Annotated in this window: 23 protein-coding genes and 1 riboswitch; of the genes, 13 read left to right on the top strand and 10 right to left on the bottom strand. The window is 62.6% G+C overall.

What is annotated here, in order from left to right:
• Positions 1-25: 25 nt before the first annotated feature.
• Positions 26-787, top strand: a complete 762-nt coding sequence (locus tag CA833_RS04960) for a serine aminopeptidase domain-containing protein (RefSeq protein WP_207079414.1) — start codon at positions 26-28, stop codon at positions 785-787.
• Positions 788-1,049: 262 nt separating this feature from the next.
• On the opposite strand, the gene CA833_RS04955 is transcribed toward CA833_RS04960, so the two are convergent.
• Together CA833_RS04955 and CA833_RS04950 are read right to left on the bottom strand one after the other, a co-directional pair.
• A complete protein-coding gene (locus CA833_RS04955; RefSeq protein WP_207079413.1) occupies positions 1,050-1,934 on the bottom strand; it encodes a DMT family transporter in 885 nt (294 codons plus the stop codon).
• Positions 1,935-2,162: 228 nt separating this feature from the next.
• Positions 2,163-2,729: an ATP-binding protein gene (locus CA833_RS04950; protein WP_255535873.1), complete on the bottom strand. Its 567-nt coding sequence runs from the start codon at positions 2,727-2,729 to the stop codon at positions 2,163-2,165.
• A 36-nt stretch (positions 2,730-2,765) separates the two neighbouring features.
• Between CA833_RS04950 and CA833_RS04945 the strand changes: the two genes are divergently transcribed.
• Positions 2,766-3,365: a hypothetical protein gene (locus tag CA833_RS04945; protein WP_207079412.1), complete on the top strand. Its 600-nt coding sequence runs from the start codon at positions 2,766-2,768 to the stop codon at positions 3,363-3,365.
• A gap of 37 nt (positions 3,366-3,402) precedes the next feature.
• On the opposite strand, the gene istB is transcribed toward CA833_RS04945, so the two are convergent.
• Together istB and istA are read right to left on the bottom strand one after the other, a co-directional pair.
• A complete protein-coding gene (gene istB / locus CA833_RS04940) occupies positions 3,403-4,260 on the bottom strand; it encodes an IS21-like element helper ATPase IstB (RefSeq protein WP_207077822.1) in 858 nt (285 codons plus the stop codon).
• Complete coding sequence (gene istA, locus CA833_RS04935) at positions 4,257-5,798, bottom strand: IS21 family transposase (protein ID WP_370584490.1); 1,542 nt, start codon at positions 5,796-5,798, stop codon at positions 4,257-4,259. The genes istB and istA overlap by 4 nt, the downstream gene beginning before the upstream one ends.
• A gap of 107 nt (positions 5,799-5,905) precedes the next feature.
• Here istA and CA833_RS04930 point away from each other — a divergent pair, with 107 nt between their 5' ends.
• Positions 5,906-6,445, top strand: a complete 540-nt coding sequence (locus CA833_RS04930; RefSeq protein ID WP_207079411.1) for an HNH endonuclease — start codon at positions 5,906-5,908, stop codon at positions 6,443-6,445.
• A gap of 135 nt (positions 6,446-6,580) precedes the next feature.
• Positions 6,581-6,712 carry a DUF2158 domain-containing protein gene (locus CA833_RS27280; protein ID WP_207079410.1) on the top strand — a complete coding sequence of 44 codons (132 nt, stop codon included), beginning with the start codon at positions 6,581-6,583 and terminating at the stop codon, positions 6,710-6,712.
• Here the strand turns inward: CA833_RS27280 and CA833_RS04920 are convergent.
• From CA833_RS04920 to CA833_RS04905, 4 genes are all read right to left on the bottom strand, one after another.
• Positions 6,701-7,872, bottom strand: a protein-coding gene (locus CA833_RS04920) for an IS3 family transposase (RefSeq protein WP_207079409.1) whose coding sequence is annotated in 2 segments (ribosomal slippage) — positions 6,701-7,608 and positions 7,608-7,872 — 1,173 coding nt in all. Because the reading frame shifts where the segments join, the coding sequence is not laid out codon by codon here. The genes CA833_RS27280 and CA833_RS04920 overlap by 12 nt on opposite strands.
• Before the next feature lie 60 nt (positions 7,873-7,932).
• Complete coding sequence (locus tag CA833_RS04915; protein ID WP_207079408.1) at positions 7,933-8,343, bottom strand: hypothetical protein; 411 nt, start codon at positions 8,341-8,343, stop codon at positions 7,933-7,935.
• 416 nt (positions 8,344-8,759) lie between these two features.
• Positions 8,760-9,023, bottom strand: a complete 264-nt coding sequence (locus CA833_RS04910) for a hypothetical protein (protein WP_207079407.1) — start codon at positions 9,021-9,023, stop codon at positions 8,760-8,762.
• Positions 9,024-9,515: 492 nt separating this feature from the next.
• Positions 9,516-9,908, bottom strand: a complete 393-nt coding sequence (locus CA833_RS04905; RefSeq protein ID WP_207079406.1) for a MerR family transcriptional regulator — start codon at positions 9,906-9,908, stop codon at positions 9,516-9,518.
• 74 nt (positions 9,909-9,982) lie between these two features.
• On the opposite strand from CA833_RS04905, the gene CA833_RS04900 reads away from it, so the two are divergent.
• Entirely contained in the window at positions 9,983-10,747 is a 765-nt protein-coding gene (locus tag CA833_RS04900; protein WP_207079405.1) for a glutaredoxin family protein, read from the top strand.
• Positions 10,748-10,753: 6 nt separating this feature from the next.
• Here the strand turns inward: CA833_RS04900 and copD are convergent, their stop codons facing one another.
• Together copD and copC are read right to left on the bottom strand one after the other, a co-directional pair.
• Positions 10,754-11,659 carry a copper homeostasis membrane protein CopD gene (copD, locus tag CA833_RS04895; protein ID WP_207079404.1) on the bottom strand — a complete coding sequence of 302 codons (906 nt, stop codon included), beginning with the start codon at positions 11,657-11,659 and terminating at the stop codon, positions 10,754-10,756.
• A complete protein-coding gene (gene copC, locus CA833_RS04890) occupies positions 11,659-12,042 on the bottom strand; it encodes a copper homeostasis periplasmic binding protein CopC (RefSeq protein ID WP_207079403.1) in 384 nt (127 codons plus the stop codon). Before copC ends, copD begins: the two co-directional genes overlap by 1 nt.
• A 127-nt stretch (positions 12,043-12,169) precedes the next feature.
• On the opposite strand from copC, the gene CA833_RS04885 reads away from it, so the two are divergent.
• From CA833_RS04885 to CA833_RS04850, 8 genes are all read left to right on the top strand, one after another.
• A complete protein-coding gene (locus CA833_RS04885; RefSeq protein WP_207079402.1) occupies positions 12,170-12,451 on the top strand; it encodes a hypothetical protein in 282 nt (93 codons plus the stop codon).
• Positions 12,448-12,888, top strand: a complete 441-nt coding sequence (locus CA833_RS04880) for a periplasmic heavy metal sensor (RefSeq protein ID WP_207079401.1) — start codon at positions 12,448-12,450, stop codon at positions 12,886-12,888. Before CA833_RS04885 ends, CA833_RS04880 begins: the two co-directional genes overlap by 4 nt.
• Positions 12,885-13,448 carry an RNA polymerase sigma factor gene (locus tag CA833_RS04875; RefSeq protein ID WP_370584548.1) on the top strand — a complete coding sequence of 188 codons (564 nt, stop codon included), beginning with the start codon at positions 12,885-12,887 and terminating at the stop codon, positions 13,446-13,448. Before CA833_RS04880 ends, CA833_RS04875 begins: the two co-directional genes overlap by 4 nt.
• Before the next feature lie 51 nt (positions 13,449-13,499).
• Entirely contained in the window at positions 13,500-15,356 is a 1,857-nt protein-coding gene (locus CA833_RS04870) for a copper resistance system multicopper oxidase (protein WP_207079400.1), read from the top strand.
• Positions 15,353-16,492 carry a copper resistance protein B gene (locus CA833_RS04865; protein ID WP_207079399.1) on the top strand — a complete coding sequence of 380 codons (1,140 nt, stop codon included), beginning with the start codon at positions 15,353-15,355 and terminating at the stop codon, positions 16,490-16,492. Before CA833_RS04870 ends, CA833_RS04865 begins: the two co-directional genes overlap by 4 nt.
• Before the next feature lie 61 nt (positions 16,493-16,553).
• A complete protein-coding gene (locus CA833_RS04860; protein WP_207079398.1) occupies positions 16,554-17,156 on the top strand; it encodes a DUF305 domain-containing protein in 603 nt (200 codons plus the stop codon).
• A 62-nt stretch (positions 17,157-17,218) separates the two neighbouring features.
• Positions 17,219-17,304: riboswitch (Fluoride riboswitch) on the top strand.
• A 23-nt stretch (positions 17,305-17,327) separates the two neighbouring features.
• Positions 17,328-18,716: a voltage-gated chloride channel family protein gene (locus tag CA833_RS04855; protein ID WP_207079397.1), complete on the top strand. Its 1,389-nt coding sequence runs from the start codon at positions 17,328-17,330 to the stop codon at positions 18,714-18,716.
• A complete protein-coding gene (locus CA833_RS04850) occupies positions 18,709-19,086 on the top strand; it encodes a DUF190 domain-containing protein (protein WP_207079396.1) in 378 nt (125 codons plus the stop codon). The genes CA833_RS04855 and CA833_RS04850 overlap by 8 nt, the downstream gene beginning before the upstream one ends.
• The last annotated feature ends 58 nt before the right edge of the window (positions 19,087-19,144 follow it).

Below are 19,144 nucleotides of genomic sequence, written 5' to 3'. Positions count from 1 at the left end.
TGCAAGGAGGCCCGCAAGGCTGAGGATGAAGGTGGAAGAACCGGCTCCGCGACAGATCGACATGATGCGCAGCGCCATCGCGCGCCGTGCAGCGCTGGCGCGCGAGCCGCACCCCGAAGGCGTGCGCAAGCCCTCGCTGCGCCTGTTCCTCGCCGAACTGGCTTCGTTGGGGCGGGGCAAGAAGAAGCCCATTGTCGTGGACAAGGCGCAGCATCCGCAGCCGGTCATGCTGCTGCCCGGCTTTGGAGCGCATCCCAACCGGATGCGGCCGATGGCCGATGCCCTCGCCGAGGCGGGGCATGAGGTCCACGAATGGGGGCTCGGGCTCAATCTCGGGCCGAACCCGCAGAACTTCGCCTTCCTGATGCGGCGGGTCGGCACGCTGGCGCGCCAGCACAAGCGGCCCATCGCGCTGGTCGGCTGGAGCCTTGGCGGCCTTTTCGCGCGGGAGATCGCGCGGCGCGAGCCCGATTGCGTGTCCAAGGTCATCACCATGGGCACGCCGTTTTCGGGCGATCCGCGCGCCAACAATGCCTGGCGGGCCTATCAGATGGTGACGGGGCACTCGGTCAGCGCGCCGCCGATCGACTGCGATTTCACCGCCAAGCCGCCGGTCCCGACGATCGCGCTATGGAGCCCGCGCGACGGGGTGATCCATCCGCGCTCGGCCTGCGGCTGGCCCGGTGAGCGGGACCGGGCGGTGGCGATCCGCTGCACGCACCTTGGTTTCGCCAGCGATCCGCGCGTGGTGGCCGAAGTGCTCAGGCAACTCGACGCTGAGGATTAGGTCGTAAACGCATAAACGCCGCCATCGAGGCGCCCAAATGGCGAACAGCTCGGGCCGAAGTTGCCGCCGGGCGGGCTGGTTGCCCGTCCAAGGCCGCTTCGGTTCGAGATGGAAGCCATTTGGGCGTCCCTGCGGGATTTGCCCAAAATGGCCCAGCGCTGCGTCGGGAAGTCTTGAAATATCGACATATTCCAGCGCCTTCCCTCCTGCCGCTGAGCCATTTTGCCGCAAACCTCGATGGTGCCGTTTATGCGTTTACGACCTAAGCCATCACGTCGTCGCGGGGGCGTGCAACCGGCGGGCGCGAGGCCAGCGAGCAGCCCGCGCTGGCACCGATCATCATCGCGACCGCCAGCCATTGCAGCATGCTCAGCCGCTCGCCGAGGACGAGGAAACCGACGATGGCGCCCAGCGCCGGGGCCATGCTGCTGAGCAGGCCGACGATGCGGCTGGAAAGCTGGCCCATCGCCCGCATCTCCAGAACGTAGGGCAATGCGCTCGACAGCACCGCGACAACGGCGCCCAATGCCAGGGCATGCAGCGGCAGGCTTGCGGGGGCAGAAGCGAGGCCGAACGGCACGGTGACGCAGCAGGCGACCACCATGCCCACCGATACCGCGACCGAACCGCCCACTTGCGAAGCGCGCCGGCCGCAGAGGATATAAAGTGCCCAGCAGGCGGCGGCCGCCAGTGCGAACACGATGCCCAGCGGGTCGAGCGCGTGGGCATGGCCCTGCCACGGGATCAGCAGGGCCATGCCGCCCACCGCCAGCGCCAGCCACAGGAAATCCTTCACCGAGCGCGAACTGGCCAGCACCAGGCTCAGCGGGCCGCAGATCTCGATGGCGACGGCGATGCCGATGGGGATGCGCCTGATCGCCCAGTAGATCATCAGGTTCATGCAGCCGAGCACCAGCCCGTAGAGCAGCAGCCACTTGAGCTGCCGGCTTGTGAATTTCACGCGCCACGGACGGGCGATGGCCAGCAGGATCAGCGCGGAGATCGTCGTGCGTAGCGCGGCGACGCCTTCGGGGCCGACCAGCGGGAACAGGCTCTTGGCGAAGGCCGCGCCGAGGTTGATCGAGCTTTGTGCGACAACGATGGAAAGGCCGGCAAGAAGGGCCGTGCGGTCGGTCTGCGAGGTCATGTCGGGGCGATGCCAGTTGGGGAGGCAGAAAGATAGAGAAGTCCTGGGGCCCTTCGATACACGCAGGAGATCCCCCAGACCCGCATAATGTCCACGCCGCCTAGCGCTCCCTGCGGCGCAGCCAATATGTCTCCCGACGCCGCCGTGGGTGCGCAACGGAGTTGGCCTGCCTGACCTAGACGGTATCGGGGGTGCAGGGGGGCTTTGCTCCCCTGTTTTTCCCCTTCTTCAGCCCCTCGGCGGCTGCCGCCGATAGCTGAGTGCTTCCGCCACATGCACGCGGCCGACTTCGGCGCTTCCGGCGAGATCGGCGATCGTGCGCGCCACGCGCAGGATGCGCGTATAGCCGCGGGCCGAGAGGTGCATCGCCTCCGCCGCCTGCATCAGCAGCTTGCGCCCGGGTTCATCGGGCGTGGCGTGGGTTTCGAGCAGGTCGCCGTCGAGTTCGGCATTGGTGCGCCTGCCGGTGCCGGAAAGCCGCGCGGTCTGCACGGCGCGGGCGCGGGCGACGCGCTGCGCCACTTCGGCGCTGCCTTCCTTGGGCGGCGGCAGGGCGAGGTCCACCGCGCGCACCGGGTCGACCTCGACGTGGAGGTCGATGCGGTCGAGCAGCGGGCCGGAGACCTTGCTCTGGTAGTCGGCCGCGCACTTGGGCACGCGCGAGCAGGCGAGGGCGGGGTCCGACAGATAACCGCAGCGGCACGGGTTCATCGCCGCGACAAGCTGCACGCAAGTTGCAATGTATGTATGCAAATATGAAAGCTGGTGCCGCGCCAGGGGCATAATTGATTTCATAGAGTTGCCACTCTACTCCCCAGACGGGAGGTGCGTATGGCAACTGATTTTCCGCGCAGGCTGAGTAGCGTGACCCGTCATGGAGTTCTTCAGGCCATCGACGAGTTTGACAGCATTGGCAGAGAGGCATTTCTTGCCAAATACGGGTTCGGAAAGGCTAAAAAGTATCTTCTTTGGCATGAGGGGAAGCCTTACGACAGCAAGGCGATACTAGGTGCTGCTTTCAGCTATTTGCCAGGCTCACCGTCACCGCTGAAACCTGAGGATTTCAGCGGCGGTTATCTCTATGCGGTGCCGGCCCTCAAGAAACTAGGTTTCTCGTTCGAAATCGATGATGTTCCAACCGAGGTGGCGAAGAGCAAAAAGAACCCGCTATGGACGCGAGATCAGGTCATTCTCGCGCTTGAGCTTTACGTGAAACACAATGGCCGCGACCCTGGTGTGCGACACCCTGACGTAATCGAAGTCTCAGCACTGCTTCGTCAGATGGCGACTGAAGCTGGGTTGCAGACATATCGTAATCCAAGTGGCGTCATCATGAAGATGATGAATTTCCGCAGCCTTGATCCCGTTTTTACGAGCAAGGGCGGATGTAGCGCGACAAACAGGATGAGGATTGCGCGTCAATCAGGATGAGAATGTGATTGTCGCGGCGCGTCATTCAGTGCCGATTTTAATTGTCGCTGGCAAGGACCTCGTTCTCATCCTGATTGTCGCGGATGGTCTCGAGGACTTTTGGAGTGGTGTAAGCGGCAGGACGTCCAGCCCCGGTGCGGCGGGCCTGAGCCGTGCGCCGGCGATAACTTTCGACGTTCATCTCGAAGATCGTGGCGTGATGCACGAGCCTGTCGACCGCAGCGAGCGTCATTGCTGGGTCCGGGAAGACGCGGTTCCATTCGCCGAAGGGCTGGTTAGCGGTGATAAGCAGGGATCTGCGCTCGTATCGGGCACTGATCAGTTCGAAGAGGACGGAGGTCTCCGCCTGGTCGCGTGAGACGTAGGCGAAGTCGTCAAGAATGAGCAGATGATACTTGTCGAGCTTGGCGATTGCGGATTCCAGCGTCAGTTCGCGGCGAGCGACCTGCAGACGTTGGACGAGGTCAGAGGTGCGGGTGAACAGTGCTCGCCAGCCATTTTCCACCAATGCTAGGCCGATCGCCGCCGCCAGATGGCTTTTGCCGCCGCCTGGCGGGCCGAACAGGATGAGATTGGAACCTTGGTCGAGCCAGCCATCGCCGGCGCACAGGGCCATGACCTGGGCCTTGGAGATCATCGGCACGGCCTCGAAGGCAAAGCAGTCCAACGTCTTGCCCGCCGGCAGGTGGGCTTCAGCCAGATGACGCCCGATCCGGCGGCGATCGCGTTCGGCGAGTTCGTGTTCGGCGAGAGCTGCAAGGAACCGGCTCGCGGGCCATCCTTCCTTATCCGCCTGGGCCGCAAAATCTCCCCAGATATGCTTGATGGTTGGCAAGCGCAGTTCATTGAGCATCAGGCCCAGGCGCTGTGCGTCGATCATGGGAGCCGTGCTCATGCCGCTTCTCCCTGTTCGATCAGCCCGTCGTAGATCGAGAGCGAGACCATCTCGACCACAACTTCGGGCAAAGTGGCGGGATCGGGGCTAAAGCGGCCCCGAAGTGCCGACAGGCATGGGGTCCTGCGGATTGCCAGGTCCTCCTCCAGGATATGGGCGAGCTCCGCCTCACAGGCGCGCTCGTGGGCCATGGCCAGAAGCTCAACCATGATCCGGCAGGCTTCTTTCTCGCCCACAGCTTCCAGCAAGTGCTCGAACATGAGGCGGTAGGGTGCGCGGGGGAACAGGCTGTCACGATAGACCAATCCACGCAGCGCCATCGGCTTGCGGCGCAGGGAATGAATGACATGGCGATAATCGACAACGTGGCCGTGCTTACCGTTCACACCGGCGCGGCCGCGCTGCAGGGTCATGAGCCTTGTGCCGCCGATGAAGACATCGAGACGGTCGTCGTAAAGGCGCACTCGCAGGCGATGACCGATCAGGCGCGAGGGGACCGTGTAGAAGACCTTGCGCAGGGTGAAGCCGCCCGAGGACGTCACTGTCACAAGGACTTCCTCGTAATCGGTAGTCCTTGCGTTCGGGAGGGATTGCAGCGCCTTGCGCTCAGCATCGATGCCGGGACCGTGGCGCCGGTTCCTTGCGGTCACGACTTCGTCGATGAAGCGGCGATAAGCGGCAAGGTCGATGAAGTCCGTGGTTCCGCGCAGTAACAGCGCGTCCTTCACTGCAGCCTTGATATGACCGTGGGCGCTCTCGATCGCACCGTTCTCGTGGGCAATGCCTGTGTTGTTGCGCGTCGGCTCCATTCCATAATGGGCGCATAGGGCGTCATAGCGCCTGGTCAGGTCGGCCTTCGCATCGGCGTCCAGATTGCGGAAGGCGGCCGACAGGCTGTCGGTGCGGTGGAGCCTGGGCGCTCCGCCGGCAGACCAGAGCGCATTCTGCAGCCCTTCGGCTAGGGCGACGAAACTCTCGCCGCCCAGAATGACGTGTCCATGTTCAAAGCCGCCGCAAGGCAGGCGGAAGTGATAGAGCAAGTGGTCCAAGGGTGCCCCGGCGATGGCGACCTCCAGATCGTTCATGCACGTAAAATCGGACATGCCGAGCCGCCCCGGCTCATGAACCTGCCTGAAGATGACTTCCCGATCCTGGCCGTTCAGAGCGCGCCAGTCGCGAATACGCCTCTCCAGGGTTCGTCGTGAGCCGAACTCGGTATCCGGGTACCGGCGGCGCAGTTCCTCGAAGATCGCGACAGGACGAAGACCGGGAGCGGCCTCCAGCATCGGCACGACAACCTCCTCGAAAATGCCCGATAGCGGATCAGGGCGCCGTCGGCCGCGCGGCGCCTGTCGCTGGGAAGGCAGGCGCGCATCCTGCAGCACCCGATAGCCGGTCGCCGGGCTGAAACCGGCCTTTGCCGCTGCCAGGGCGACGGGATCGTTACGTCTGTGGGTCATGAAAAGTCTCACCTGATGATCGTTGATGTGTCGGCCCGCCACACGCCAGGTCCTCCTTCCCAAGAAAACCCAATGCATAGCGGCCGCCGCGACCATCACAGGCACCCTTCAAAACGCGCCTCCTGCGTTCCGGCATCGGCTACGGGCTACGCCCTTCGCCAATCCCGGAACGCAGGATTCTCATCTTGTTTGTCGCGCTTTCTCACCCTGAATGTCGCGCGACAGGCGGAAAAGGTCTGAAAGGGGCCAGCGAGCTAGACAGGGACATATGGGCGGAGTTCTACGGCAATAAGCAAGAACTGGCTGTTGCAGCCGAAGCCATCCGTGAGGGCGTGAAAGCCAGCATGGACGAAGATCAAATTGACGACATGCAGAGCTACACCGCCAAAGAAGGCAAGGTGAGCTATCGTTATCACAAACGGCTAGAGCGTGACCGAAAGATCGTCGAATTGCGGAAGGCATCTGCTCTCAAGAAACATGGCAAGCTCGAATGCGAAGGCTGCGGCTTTGACTTCGTGAAAACCTACGGAGTGCGGGGATATGGGTTCATCGAGGCTCATCACACTAATCCCGTGCATGCCATGAAAGAGGGTGATGAAACATCACAAGATGACTTGGCACTGATTTGTCCAAACTGCCACCGCATGATCCACAAGGCGAAGCCTTGGCTCACTCTAGACCAGCTAAAGGCAATCATTGCGGACGCTGGAGTATCGACAGGCTAAGGGCCGATATCAGTGGGGTGAGCGAAACGACTGCTTGATGCGATCTTGTCGCGCGATCTTACGCATGTGCTGTCCAACGGCTTGAAATGCAACGAACACCTCCCATGTTTTGGGATCATTGCAGGGGAAAATCGAATGGCTAACAAGTTCAATCACGGTGATGTTGTGGTGATGAAATCAGGTGGGCCTCCAATGACCGTCGATAAAGTGCCTGGTGACATTGATCTGCCCCCACCGAGTGGACCGATTGGTTTGTTAGTGCATTAAGCTCATCACCGCCATATCCGGACGGAGGTGGAGCGAAGCGGAACCGGAGGCCGGATATGGCGGTGTCGCCGTTTCTGGTGCCGGCGGTCGGTAGCCCAGGCTGCTGTGAGGGCGAACGGTGTTGTAATGCCGCCGCCATGCCTCGATCAGTACCTTGGCCTCCGCGAGGCTGTAGAAGATCTCGCCGTTGAGCAGTTCGTCGCGAAGCGACCCGTTGAAGCTTTCGTTATAGCCATTCTCCCATGGTGATCCCGGTGTGATGTAGAGTGTCTTCACGCCGATCTGGCCCAGCCATTTCTGGACGGCGGTCGCGATAAATTCGCTGCCATTATCGGACCGTATATGTGCAGGCGGACCGCGCGAGATGAACAGGTCGGCCAGGGCCGCCAGAACATCCTCATGCTTGAGCTGCCGTGCAACGATGAGCGCCAGGCATTCCCTGCTGGCCTCGTCGATGATCGTGAGGATGCGGAACTTGCGGCCATCATGCGTCCGCCCCTCGACGAAATCGTAGGCCCAGACATGTCCCGGATATTCGGGCCGCAGGCGGATGCATGAACCGTCATTGAGCCACAGGCGTCCCCGCTTTGGCTGACGCAGCGGAACCTTCAGCCCCTCACGCCGCCAGATCCGCTCAACCCGTTTATGGTTCACCGTCCATCCCGCATGGCACAGCAATGCCGTCACCCGGCGATAGCCATAACGGCCATATTGCTTCGCCAAAGCGATGATATCCTCTGTCAGCGCCTGTTCGTCATCCGCCCCGCGCGGCACCTTGCGTTGTGTCGATCGATGCTGACCCAGCACCCGGCATATCCGTCGCTCGGACACCGGAAGCTCTCGTCGTACATGATCGATGCAGCGCCGCCGCCGCGCAGGGCTCAGAAGTTTCCCTTGGCAGCCTCCTGCAGGATCAGCTTGTCCAGCGTCAGGTCCGAAATCGCCCGGCGAAGACGCTGGTTCTCTTTCTCCAGATCCTTCATACGCCGCGCCTGGTCCGTCTTCAGGCCGCCATATTCCTTCCGCCAGCGATAATAGGTTTGCTCGCTGACCGCGATCCGGCGGCAGGCTTCAGCCGTGCTCGCTCCCTGCGCCAGCACAATCTCAACTTCACGCAGCTTGCCGATAATCTCTTCCGGCTTGTGCTTCTTGCTCGGCATTCATCGTCCCTTTCGTGGTCCAGACTATCATAGTCTCTGGGCCACTCAGCGGGGGGCAGGTCAGTACCCAGCCGGGGCGACCACCAGGGTCGAGAAGATAGGATCTCTCGTCGCAGCCATACATGTCTGGCCATAACCTAACAGGATGCTCTTTACGCCCCGCAGTTGCGCTTCGGACTTCGCGTTGCTGGACGCCGTCGCCAGATCACTGGAGAGAATGGCTCCCTGGCGTTTTACGGCTTCGACTTGCAGGCGCTCAAGCCGTTCAGCTTCGATCCCCCAACCTGCAGTCTCTACCTCGACTGCTGCGGCTGCCTTCTGGGCTAGCTCAGGATCCAGCGTCATGCCGAGCTTCTCGCACATCGGAGCCGTAACCACGAACTGCGCGATCCGGTTAAGCCGGTCTTGCTGGGACTGTGTCTGCGCGAACCCCGGAGTAGCCATGCTGATGATAGCCAGCGTCGCCGCCAAGCGTGAAACTCGTTTCATGCCCCCACACCTCAATGCACGCGCGTCCCGCCGAAGCCCGAGTCGGGATTAGTCATGGCATTGACACTACGTGATTTATCCCACGTTTCGCTGAATCGCGAAAATGTGGGATAAATTTTCCAACACATTCGAAAGTCAATGCTTATCCCTCGCAATCGGCGGTTCGGTCGCGGAAACTGGGCTTGCCGTCGCCTCGCTCAGTATTCCGGCTCTTCGCCGTTCTCGTAGTTGTCGCGCATCTCATCCACGCGGTTCTCGAGAGCATCGTCGAACGCCTGCCCGCCTTCTGAAAAGCTGTTGCTCTTGCCGTCCACTGCGTAGCCTTGCTCAGCGCGCCACTCCCAGCCGGCCTCGTGCCCGGAGCAATCGACAGTGCAGCCGTAGCTGCCATCGTACTGCTAAGATGCGAGCTCGGACTCCGCCGCATCCCGGGCGGCGTCTTCATCGAAGGGTTCGCGCTCATCTTCGGCCTCTTCGGCCTCGTCATCGCTGCCGGAGTAATTGGCAGAGCTGTACTCGCCACCCTGGTTGTCGCTGGAGGCGTCGGCCGCCCCCTCCTCGTGTTCGCCAAACTGGCTGGAACTGGCGGACGACGAACAACCAGCCAGGCTGCACGCGGCCATCAGCATGCCCGAGGCGAGTGCGTATTTCTTCAGCTTCAAGATAAGCCCCCGCTTATGATCGCTAACCGCCTATCGAACATCACCGTATGGTCAATCCCCGGCTGGAGCGGAGAAATCGCTTTTCAGCGAATGGCCGATGAATTCGCGCTCTTCAATTTGTGTCATCCGACTTATGGAAGTCTTAACTGGGGCGATCCCATCTCGGATTTCCCTTATTGGAGATCACGATGAACTCAATCCATGCAATTTGCGGCGGGCGCATCGCAATTGACTTCACGTTGCATGGTTACCCGAACTGATCACGGGTCCGAAGTGCTACGGGTAGGCACGATCGCCGTGGAGCTCAGGCTAGCGCAACGCTGATCGTGCCCTGCAACACGCAAATGGGTACATGGCCAGGATTGGCCGATTGCAGACTGACGGCTTCAGAGCACCGGATTCAACTTAGTTGCCATTAGGCCTGCATCGGCTTGACCGCCCCGGTCTGCCGAGGCTGTTGACCTGCTACTCTAAAATATCCCGTGCGAGAGTTCAGATTTGGTGCTCAAATGCGGCGATGATCGGACACGCACCAACGCTGGAATTTGCACATTCGCTTGCAAGCTTGGCGAGTGCGGCTCGGGCGGACTGCATCTCGACAATCTTCGCATCAATCGCCGCGATCCTGGCTTTTGCAAGTTGCCGCGCGCGGATACGATCGTCGACGGCATCAAGGTCAAGCAGTTCGCCGATTTCCTCAAGCGTGAAGCCGGCCGCCTGTGCCGAGCGAATGAACCGCAAGCGGCGCAGATCGTCGTCGCCATAGCGTCGGATGCCGGCGTCGCGCCGCGGCTCGGCCAGTAGCCCACGCCGCTGATAATAGCGCACGGTCTCGACACCGACCCCGCCTTTTGCGGCGAGCTTGCCAATCGTCACCGTTTCCATGCCTTGACTCCGTACTATGGTACGGCATCTATATGGGTGGGGACCGATCAATCGCAAGGCGAAGAGGACCCGCAATGACCGACCAAGCCCCCAAGCGCGCGACACTCTACCGCATGGTGATGCCCGAGCATGTCTGCCCCTATGGGCTCAAGGCCAAGCATCTGCTCGAGACCCAGGGCTATGAAGTCGATGACCGCTGGCTCAAGACCCGCGCCGAGACCGATGCGTTCAAGGCCGAGCATGATGTGAAGACCACGCCGCAGACCTTCATCGATGGTCGGCGGGTCGGCGGCTATGACGATCTGCGCCGCTTCTTCGGCAAGTCGGTGCCCGATCCCGACGCGACCAGCTACACGCCGGTGATCGCGGTGTTTGCGATGACCGCTCTGATGGCGCTGGCGGTGAGCCATTCGATCTATGGCACGCCGCTCACGATGCATGCCGCCGAATGGTTTATTTCGCTGAGCATGTGCGTGCTGGCATTGCTCAAGCTGCAGGACGTCGAGCGCTTCTCATCGATGTTCCTCAACTATGACCTGCTGGCGCGGCGCTGGGTGCCTTATTCCTATGTCTATCCGTTCGCTGAGGGGGCGGCGGGCGTGCTGATGACCGCTGGCGTCCTGACCTGGCTGTCCGCACCCGTGGCGCTCGTGATCGGCGGGTTAGGCGCGGTTTCGGTGTTCAAGGCGGTCTACATCGACAGGCGCGAGATTAAATGTGCCTGTGTCGGCGGATCGAGCAAGGTGCCGCTCGGCTTCGTCTCGCTGACCGAGAATGTGATGATGGTCGCGATGGCGGTCTGGATGGGAGCCATCGCGCTGGGCCTGATGCACGGCTGATCGACGCTAAAGCGAAGCTGGCGGTGCTAGTGTCCCGAGGTACGCTACCGCAGCTAGAATCGCGAGCGCCGCCGAGAACTCCAGCCAGAGGCTCATTCGCAAGCGGGCGATAGCGGAATGGCCGGGATCGTCGCTCAGCGCCGGGGCAAGTCGCCAGCGATGACCGGCCGCCAGCACCAGCATCAAGCCGAACAAGGCAAGCTTGGCGAGCAGCAGACGGCCATAGTCGCTCGCGCCGAGCGCCAGCAGGCGGTCTGGCCCGACAAGAATATAGAGGTTGAGAAGGCCGGTGGCGATCAGCAGGCCGACGATGATCGTGCCCGCGCGGGCGAAGCCCGTCAGGGCCGCATGCGCAACTGCAAGCGCTTCGGAATCGCGGGCGGTGCTCATCAGCATCAGGAACGCGACAAGCGCGCCGGTCCATGCCGACGCTGCCAGCAGATGGATGATGTCACCGACGAGCTGTGCGGTACCGAGGGCGCCATCGCCGGCTGCACCATGCCCGGTCCACGCAAGGCTCGCGACTGCGATCGCAGCCAGCACGGTCGAGCACCAGTTATGAAAGTGGGTCCAGCGCCTTGCCGGGAGGGCGAGCAGCAGGATAGCGAACAGGCCGACGATGCGCGCGATCCACGCCCAGCCGATGCTGGTCTGGGTCAGGATCATGGTCAGCGTTTCGCGATCGATCGCCATGATGCCGACCCCCGACATCGCAGCCGTCATGAGCAGGATGGCGGCCGCGCTCAAGGCGATGCCGATCCCCGACAGCGCGATCACAGGCAAGCGCGGCGTCAAGGCCGTAGCGCGCGCCACCCGCGGCGATCCGTAGATCGAGAATGCAGGAAGGCCGAATAGCCCGCCGAGGGCGAGATACAGCCCCCAGCGCACCGCCACCAATAGCCAGTCGGGCATCACCGGACGGTGAAGGTTACGCTGCCGGTCACGCGGTGGGTATCACCAGAAACCGCGTGCCAGTTGACGGCATAGCTGCCTGCGCCAAGGGGTCGGTTGAACGCGATCTGCAAGGTCTTGCCGTCGGTGGCGACGCTGGTCCTTGCGCCGTTGATCTTCATCGGCGAATGATCCTTCATGCCTGGCATTCCGGTCATAAGGACCTCGGCGCCCGACAATGCGGGCATCAACGTCTCGCTGAAGGTCACCGTGACCTGGCGCGGCGCAGTCACCGTCGCGGCCGCGGAAGGCGTGCTGCTGACCAGCTTGGGATGCGCAAAGGCAGGGCCAGTCAGGCCAAGGGACAGCGCAGTCAGCGCGCAGAGCATCATCGTCTTGTTCATCGAACCACTCCAACTGTGTTCAAGGTTCAATACGCAGCCCGACCTGCTATCCCTCGACAACAGAATATATGCATAGTGCCGAGGGTTCGGACGCCTGGCTGCGTATGCTGGCAAGACACATGGAGCGATGATGATGGATGTCGATACTGCATTGCGACGCCTGCACGACTTGCCGGTTGACCCGCGGCTGACCGGAATAGAGGCCGCCGTGTTCGACGGGATCGCCAGGCAGGACGCGCATGGCCGGCAGCTATCGGGCTCGTTGGTCGGCATCGCTGCCAGCCTTGCGCTCGTTGTCGGGCTGCTCGGCGCGACGATCCCCGGCTATCCCGAACCCGCGCCTTCGATCGCCCCGTTCGGCGCGCCCGCCGCTCTGGCGCCATCGACGCTGCTTGGGACCGGGGAATGAACGACCCGCGCCGACTGCTCCTCATCGCCGCCATCGCATTTCTGGCGGCGGTCGCTGGCGTGCTCATCGGCCGCGCCTTCATCGCATGGCCGACCCCGGTCGAGAATGAACTGCACGCGTTGCTTCACCACGACCTCGATCTCGACAGCGGCCAGAAGGCGCGAATGGAAGAGATCGAACGGCGTTTCGCGCTGCGCAAGCAGGCGCTGGAGTTAGAGCTACGCGCAGATAACGCGGAGCTCGCGGACGCCATCCAGTCCGAACATGGCTATGGGCCCGCCGTCGGCGCGGCGGTCGATCGCTCGCATCAGGCTATGGGCCAGCTCCAGAAGGAAACGCTCGAGCATATCTTTGCCATGCGCGCCGTGCTCAAACCCGATCAGGTGGCCAGGTTCGATGCCGCAGTCGTCAAGGCGCTGACGGCCAAGGACCGGTGAGCGTTGATCTCGCGGGCTGCTCGGACGGTGAGTTGGCCGCGCTTGCGCTCGGAAGGCGCCAGGCGGCCTATTCGGAACTGATGCGGCGGCATCGAGACGGCGTGTTTCGACTGCTGCGTGGGCTCGTTGTCGATGGTGACGCAGCGGTGGAGCTTACCCAGCAAACTTTCATCGCCGCCTTCGCCGCCCTCGATCGTTATGACCAGGCGCGCCCGTTCCGCGTCTGGATCGGGCGAATCGCGGTCAACAAGGCGCGCGACTGGTCGCGGCGCCGGGCGGTGCGGCGTTTCTTCACCTTTGCGCGACCGATCGAGGAGGCGCATGCCGTCGCCGATCCCGCTGCCCCAAGCGACATCCAGATCGCGGATCGGCGCGAACTGGAACGGACCATGGCGGCGATTACCGAATTGCCGGTAAACCTCAGGCAGGTCCTCGTTTTGCGCGCTATTGAAGGCATGAGCCAGGCAGAGACTGCCGAGATCCTCGGGATCGGCAACAAGGCTGTCGAGACACGGCTCTACCGCGCACGCAAAAAACTGGAGGAGATGTTGAGGGGTTGAAGGCGTTCGTGCGTAAACCACCCATAGGCAAGCGACAGGGACTGCAATTTCATGGATTTCTCGACCGTCGATCGGCGCACTTTGCTGCGCGGCCTCGGACTGGCCGGCGGCACCGCCGCGCTGGCGGCATGGATGCCTGCCTGGGCGCAGCCGGTATCGCAAGGCCTTCCCACCGTCTCTGGCGACGACATCACGCTGCGCATCGCCCGACAGATGATGACGATCGACGGCCACCGCTCGCCTGCGATCGGGATCAACGGAACGGTGCCGGCGCCGCTGATCCGGCTGCGCGAGGGCCAGAAGGTTCGATTGAACGTCATCAACGAGCTCGACGAGGACAGTTCGGTCCACTGGCACGGCCTGCTGGTCCCGCCCGAACATGACGGCGTGCCCGGCATTTCCTTTCCCGGGATCAAGCCTCGGTCCAGCTATCTCTACGAGTTCCCGGTGCGCCAGAGCGGCACTTACTGGTATCACAGCCATTCGGGGTTTCAGGAGCAGCTTGGTCTTTATGGCCCGATCGTGATCGATCCGGCCGGCGCCGATCCGGTCCAGTCCGACCGCGAGCATGTGATCGTGCTGTCGGACCACAGCCAGCTGTCGCCCGAGGCAATTTTCCGCCGGATGAAGGTCAATCCCGGCCATTTCAACTTTCAGCGCCAGACGCTGTCAGGGCTCCTTTCGGGTCGCGACCAGAAGGAGAAGGAGCGTCTCGCGTGGGGCAAGATGCGGATGGACCCGGCCGATATCTCCGACGTGACCGGAGCGGCCTACACCTATCTCGTCAATGGACATGGACCGGCCGATAACTGGACGGCCCTGTTCGCCTCGGGCGAGCGCGTCCGCCTGCGCGTGATCAATGCATCATCGATGACCACCTTCAATGTGCGCATTCCCGGGCTGAAGCTGACGATCGTCCAGGCTGATGGCCAGAATGTGATGCCGGTCGGGGTCGACGAGTTCCAGATCGGCGTCGCGGAGACCTATGACCTCATCGTCATGCCGACCGAAGACAAGGCCTTCACCCTGGTCGGCGAGGCGGTCGATCGCTCGGGCATGGCGCGGGCCACGCTCGCACCCCGCGCTGGCATGGTCGCGCCGATCCCGGCACTGCGCCCGCGCCCGCTCGCCACCATGAAGGACATGGGGATGGACATGGGCGGCGACATGGCGCCGCGCGGCGTCGATCCCAGCGCCGAGCAGAATGCCTCGCGCGCGCTTGCCACGCCGGGAAGCGAAGTCGCCGCGCCGATGGTCGGCATGGATCATTCGTCAGTGGACCATTCGGCGATGCCGGGGATGGATCATGGCGACATGTCAGGCGGCGCAATGGCTGGCCATGACATGGGCTCGATGAGCATGCGCGACTTCGGCAATGCGCCGCAGGTGAAGCGCGGTCCAGGGGTGCAGACGATATCGCCCATGCCGGTCGATCGCACCGGCGATCCCGGCCAGGGGCTCACCGACGTCGGCCACAAGGTGCTGGTCTATCGCGACCTGATGGCGCTGGAGCGCAATCCCGACGTCCGTGCGCCGTCTCGCAGCATCGACATCCACCTGACTGGCAACATGGAGCGGTTCATGTGGTCGCTCGACGGCGAGAAGATGTCAGACGTCCATGAACCGATCCCCTTCATCGAAGGCGAGCGGGTGCGGGTGAACCTTATCAACGACAGCATGATGGCTCATCCGATCCATATCCATGGCCATTTCTTCGAACTGGTGACGGGTCATGGCGACCACGGCCCACGCAAGCATACGGTGATCGTCCAGCCCGGCGGGATCGTCACCTGGGACTTCACCGCCGATGTGGTCGGCGACTGGGCGTTCCACTGCCACCTGCTCTACCACATGGCCGCGGGTATGATGCGCGTCGTCAGCGTACGTCCGAAGGGAGATGCGGCATGACGCGTCTCGCCTCGCTCTTGTCCGCAGGTGCCATCATTGCCTTCAGCGTGCCCGCAGCCGCGCAGGATCATTCGATGCACGATATGTCTGGCATGTCCATGACGCCTGCCAAACAGGCGGACAAACCGGAGCCTAAGCCCAAGCCCGCCACCCCGGCACCGGGCAGACGCCAGCCCGCTGCAACGCCTGCTTCCGCCGCGCCCGAAAGGCCCGCGCCACTCCCCAGCGGTCACGAAGGCCACGACATGGGTGGCATGGGGATGCCGATGGGGCCGGCGCAGTCGGTACCCGCGCAGGACAATGGCGCAATGCCCGGGATGGATATGCCGGCCGACCATGCTGGCCATGACATGGCGGCGATGTCCTCCGGAGAACCAGTTGGCACCGATCTGCCCGCCGGCAGCGCGCCTGCACCCAGCCCGCCGACGGATCACTATGCCGATCGCCAGTTCGCCGGGGCCGACATGGCGCATGCCCGTGACATGATGATGCGCGAGAACGGCGGGCAAACGATGGCGACGGTGATGTTCAACCTTGCCGAATATCAGGCGCGCAAAGGCCGCGACGGCTATCGCTGGGACGGCGAGGCATGGCTTGGCGGCGACATCAACCGGCTCACAGTCAAGTCGGAGGGCGAAGGCGTGCTGCGGAAGGGCATCGAAGCCGCCGAAGTGCAAGCGCTCTACAGCCACGCGATCGGACCCTATTTCAACCTCCAGGCCGGCGTCCGGCACGACTTCCAGCCAGGCCCGTCGCGCACCTATGCCGTCATCGGCTTCGAGGGTCTCGCGCCTTATTGGTTCGAGGTGGAGGGCGCAGCGTTCCTGTCTGATAAGGGCGACGTGCTCGGCCGCCTTGAAGGCTATTATGATCAGCGCCTGACGCAGCGGCTGGTTGTGCAGCCGCGTGTCGAGCTCAACCTTGCTGCGCAGGACGTGCCGGAAAATCGCATCGGTGCCGGACTAAGCAGCACCGAGCTGGGCCTGCGGCTGCGCTACGAGATGACGCGCCAGTTCGCGCCGTATGTCGGCGTCTCCTACGAAGCAAAAACCGGGCAGACGGCACGTTACGCCCGCGCCGACGCCGAAGATCCAACGACAACCAGTTTCGTCGCCGGGGTGCGGATCTGGTTTTGAAAAGGAACCTCGTCGCCATCGTTGCTTTGAAGAACGAAGATTGAATTGAGAGGACGGCTTTATGGAGAAACCAGGCAAGCAAGAGTCCCCGGATATGCACCAGGGTATGGGATACGGCAGGTTCGTCGCGATGATCGCGACATCGACGATCGTGATGTTCGGGCTTATGTACCTCAACACTTATGCGCTCGGCCATGTCGAGTTCAGCCAGACCCGGATGTGGATGGCGCTGCTTATGGGCGCGGTCATGGCAATAATCATGCTTGGTTTCATGTGGAGCATGTATCGAAACCGCCACACCAACCTGGTAATCCTTGCTGGCGCTGTCATCGTCTTTGCCGGGTCGCTGTGGCTGGTGCGAAGCCAGGAAACGGTCGATGACGTTTCGTACATGAAAGCAATGATCCCGCACCACTCGATCGCGATCATGACAAGCGAGCGGGCGCATATACGTGACCCGGAGGTCCGCAGGCTGGCAGACGGCATCATCGACGCTCAGGTTCGCGAGATCGCCCAGATGAAGCGGATGATTGCCCGCTTGCAAGCTAATCCGGTGCCGGCAGGCGCGCCAGACCTCAGCTCATATCGCGACCTTGGTACGCGTCCCCCGGTCCCCCAGACCGATGGAAGCACTGGCATCGACACGCGAAAACAGGTGCAATAACGCCTCTTTCTCGTCCCGCCGCCCGGGGCGGTGGTTGACAGGTCGCCGCTGTTAAGCCAGGCCGGTCTCAAGGCGATGGATTTCCGCCGGGCTTCGGCCGAACCGCCCCCAGACCAGACATTTGGTGGCTGATGATTCCTACCTGATGCGTTTTCGCAACAAGGAGGAATCGTGCGCGCTAAATTCGCAACATTGCTGTCGAACCTGAACGTCCTGGCCTTTGTTCGGGATCGGCATGATCATGCCCTGTCCGTCTTGCGCTGGCTAGCGCTTCTTATCCCGATGGCAGCGGCAGTCGGCAGTCTCTGCGCCGCCTTCCTGTGGAGCCTCGACGCCGCGACACGGACACGCTTTGCGCATCCGTGGCTGTTGTTTCTCCTGCCGATCGGCGGCTTCGCGGTCGGGCTGCTCTATCATTTGTTCGGCCGCAGCGTTGAAGGCGGCAACAACCTGATCGTCGAGCAGGTCCATGAACCGGGTGGCGGCGTGCCCTTGCGCATGGCGCCGCTGATTTTCCTCGGCACCGTTATCACGCACCTGTTCGGCGGCTCGGCAGGGCGCGAAGGCACGGCTGTGCAATTGGGCGGCAGCCTTGCCAGCGCCTTCGCCACTATGTTTCGGCTCGATGCTGAGAGTACCCGCATCATCCTGATGGCCGGTATTGCCGCAGGTTTCGGGGCCGTTTTCGGCACGCCACTGGCAGGCGCCGTTTTCGCGCTGGAAGTCCTGGCGGTCGGCCGTGTGGAATATCGCGCGCTGGTGCCAGCACTGATAGCTGCTGTTGTCGGCGACTGGACCTGTCACCAGTGGGGAATCCACCACGGATTGTACCACATCGACTATCTCAAGGGCGCGGTCGGACCGATCGCCGTTGACCCGGTGCTCCTGCTTGAGGCGGCCATTGCCGGCGTGGCATTTGGACTGGTCGGCCTGCTGTTCTCCGAACTGTCGCACGGCGTCGGCGACTTCGTGAAGCGCCACGTCCGGTTCGGACCGCTACGCCCCTTGCTGGGCGGCCTTGCGGTCATCGCTCTGGTCTATCTGCTCGGCACGCGCGACTATCTTGGCCTCGGGGTCTGGGCGCCCGATGCCTCCACACCCACTATCGCCGGGTTCTTCTCGCCCGGCACGGATTACTGGAGTTGGGCGTTCAAGCTGCTGTTCACGGTCGCGACGCTGGGTACCGGCTTCAAGGGGGGCGAGGTAACTCCGCTGTTCTTCATCGGCGCGGCGCTAGGCCACGCCCTCGGCACCCTTTTCGGCGCACCTGTCGATCTTTTCGCGGGGCTTGGGTTCGTTGCCGTCTTTGCCGGGGCAGCGAACACGCCTTTGGCCTGCACCATCATGGGCATTGAATTGTTCGGTCCGACCCATGCCGTCTACATCGCCGTTGCCTGTTTCGTCGCCTACCTGTGCTCAGGCCACAGCGGCATCTACCTGTCGCAGCGTATTGCTGTCCCAAAGCACCCCCGCATTTCGATGAGCCCCGGCATCACGCTGCGCGGCATTCGCTCCGCACGCCCTCAGATCACGAAACAGGATCTCCGCAACAATGACTGACACAGCTACCCTCACTTCCAGCGAGATCGGCATGCTGCGAATCTACATGGCGCCGCGTGATACGGCAGAGCCGCGCAAGGCATGGAAGCTGTGGTCAGCGCGGCCGCTCTATCGTGAGCTTGTCGTCCAGGCCAAGGCTGCCGGTCTGATGAACGCCGTAGCCCATCATACGCATTACGGTTTCAGCGATCACGGCCCGGTGCTCGATCAGGGCGCGGAAACGAGCAATCCCTATCTGACCATGTGCGTCGAACTGATCGGCCATCGCGCCAATCTCGAACAGTTCTGCCAGCGACATGCAGCCGTGCTGGAGACGAAGGTGGTCATCTACAAACAACTCGAACATTGGTTGATTGCCGCCCCTGCCTAACGTCTGCTCTCGGATGCTACTCACGGAACGTTAAGCGGCGGGAATGGGCGCATCGCTG

Origin of the sequence: Novosphingobium sp. KA1 (assembly GCF_017309955.1) — a bacterium.
GTDB lineage: Bacteria > Pseudomonadota > Alphaproteobacteria > Sphingomonadales > Sphingomonadaceae > Novosphingobium.
Note: the sequence above shows the minus strand (reverse complement) of the source record. Positions and strands in the feature narration are given on the sequence as shown.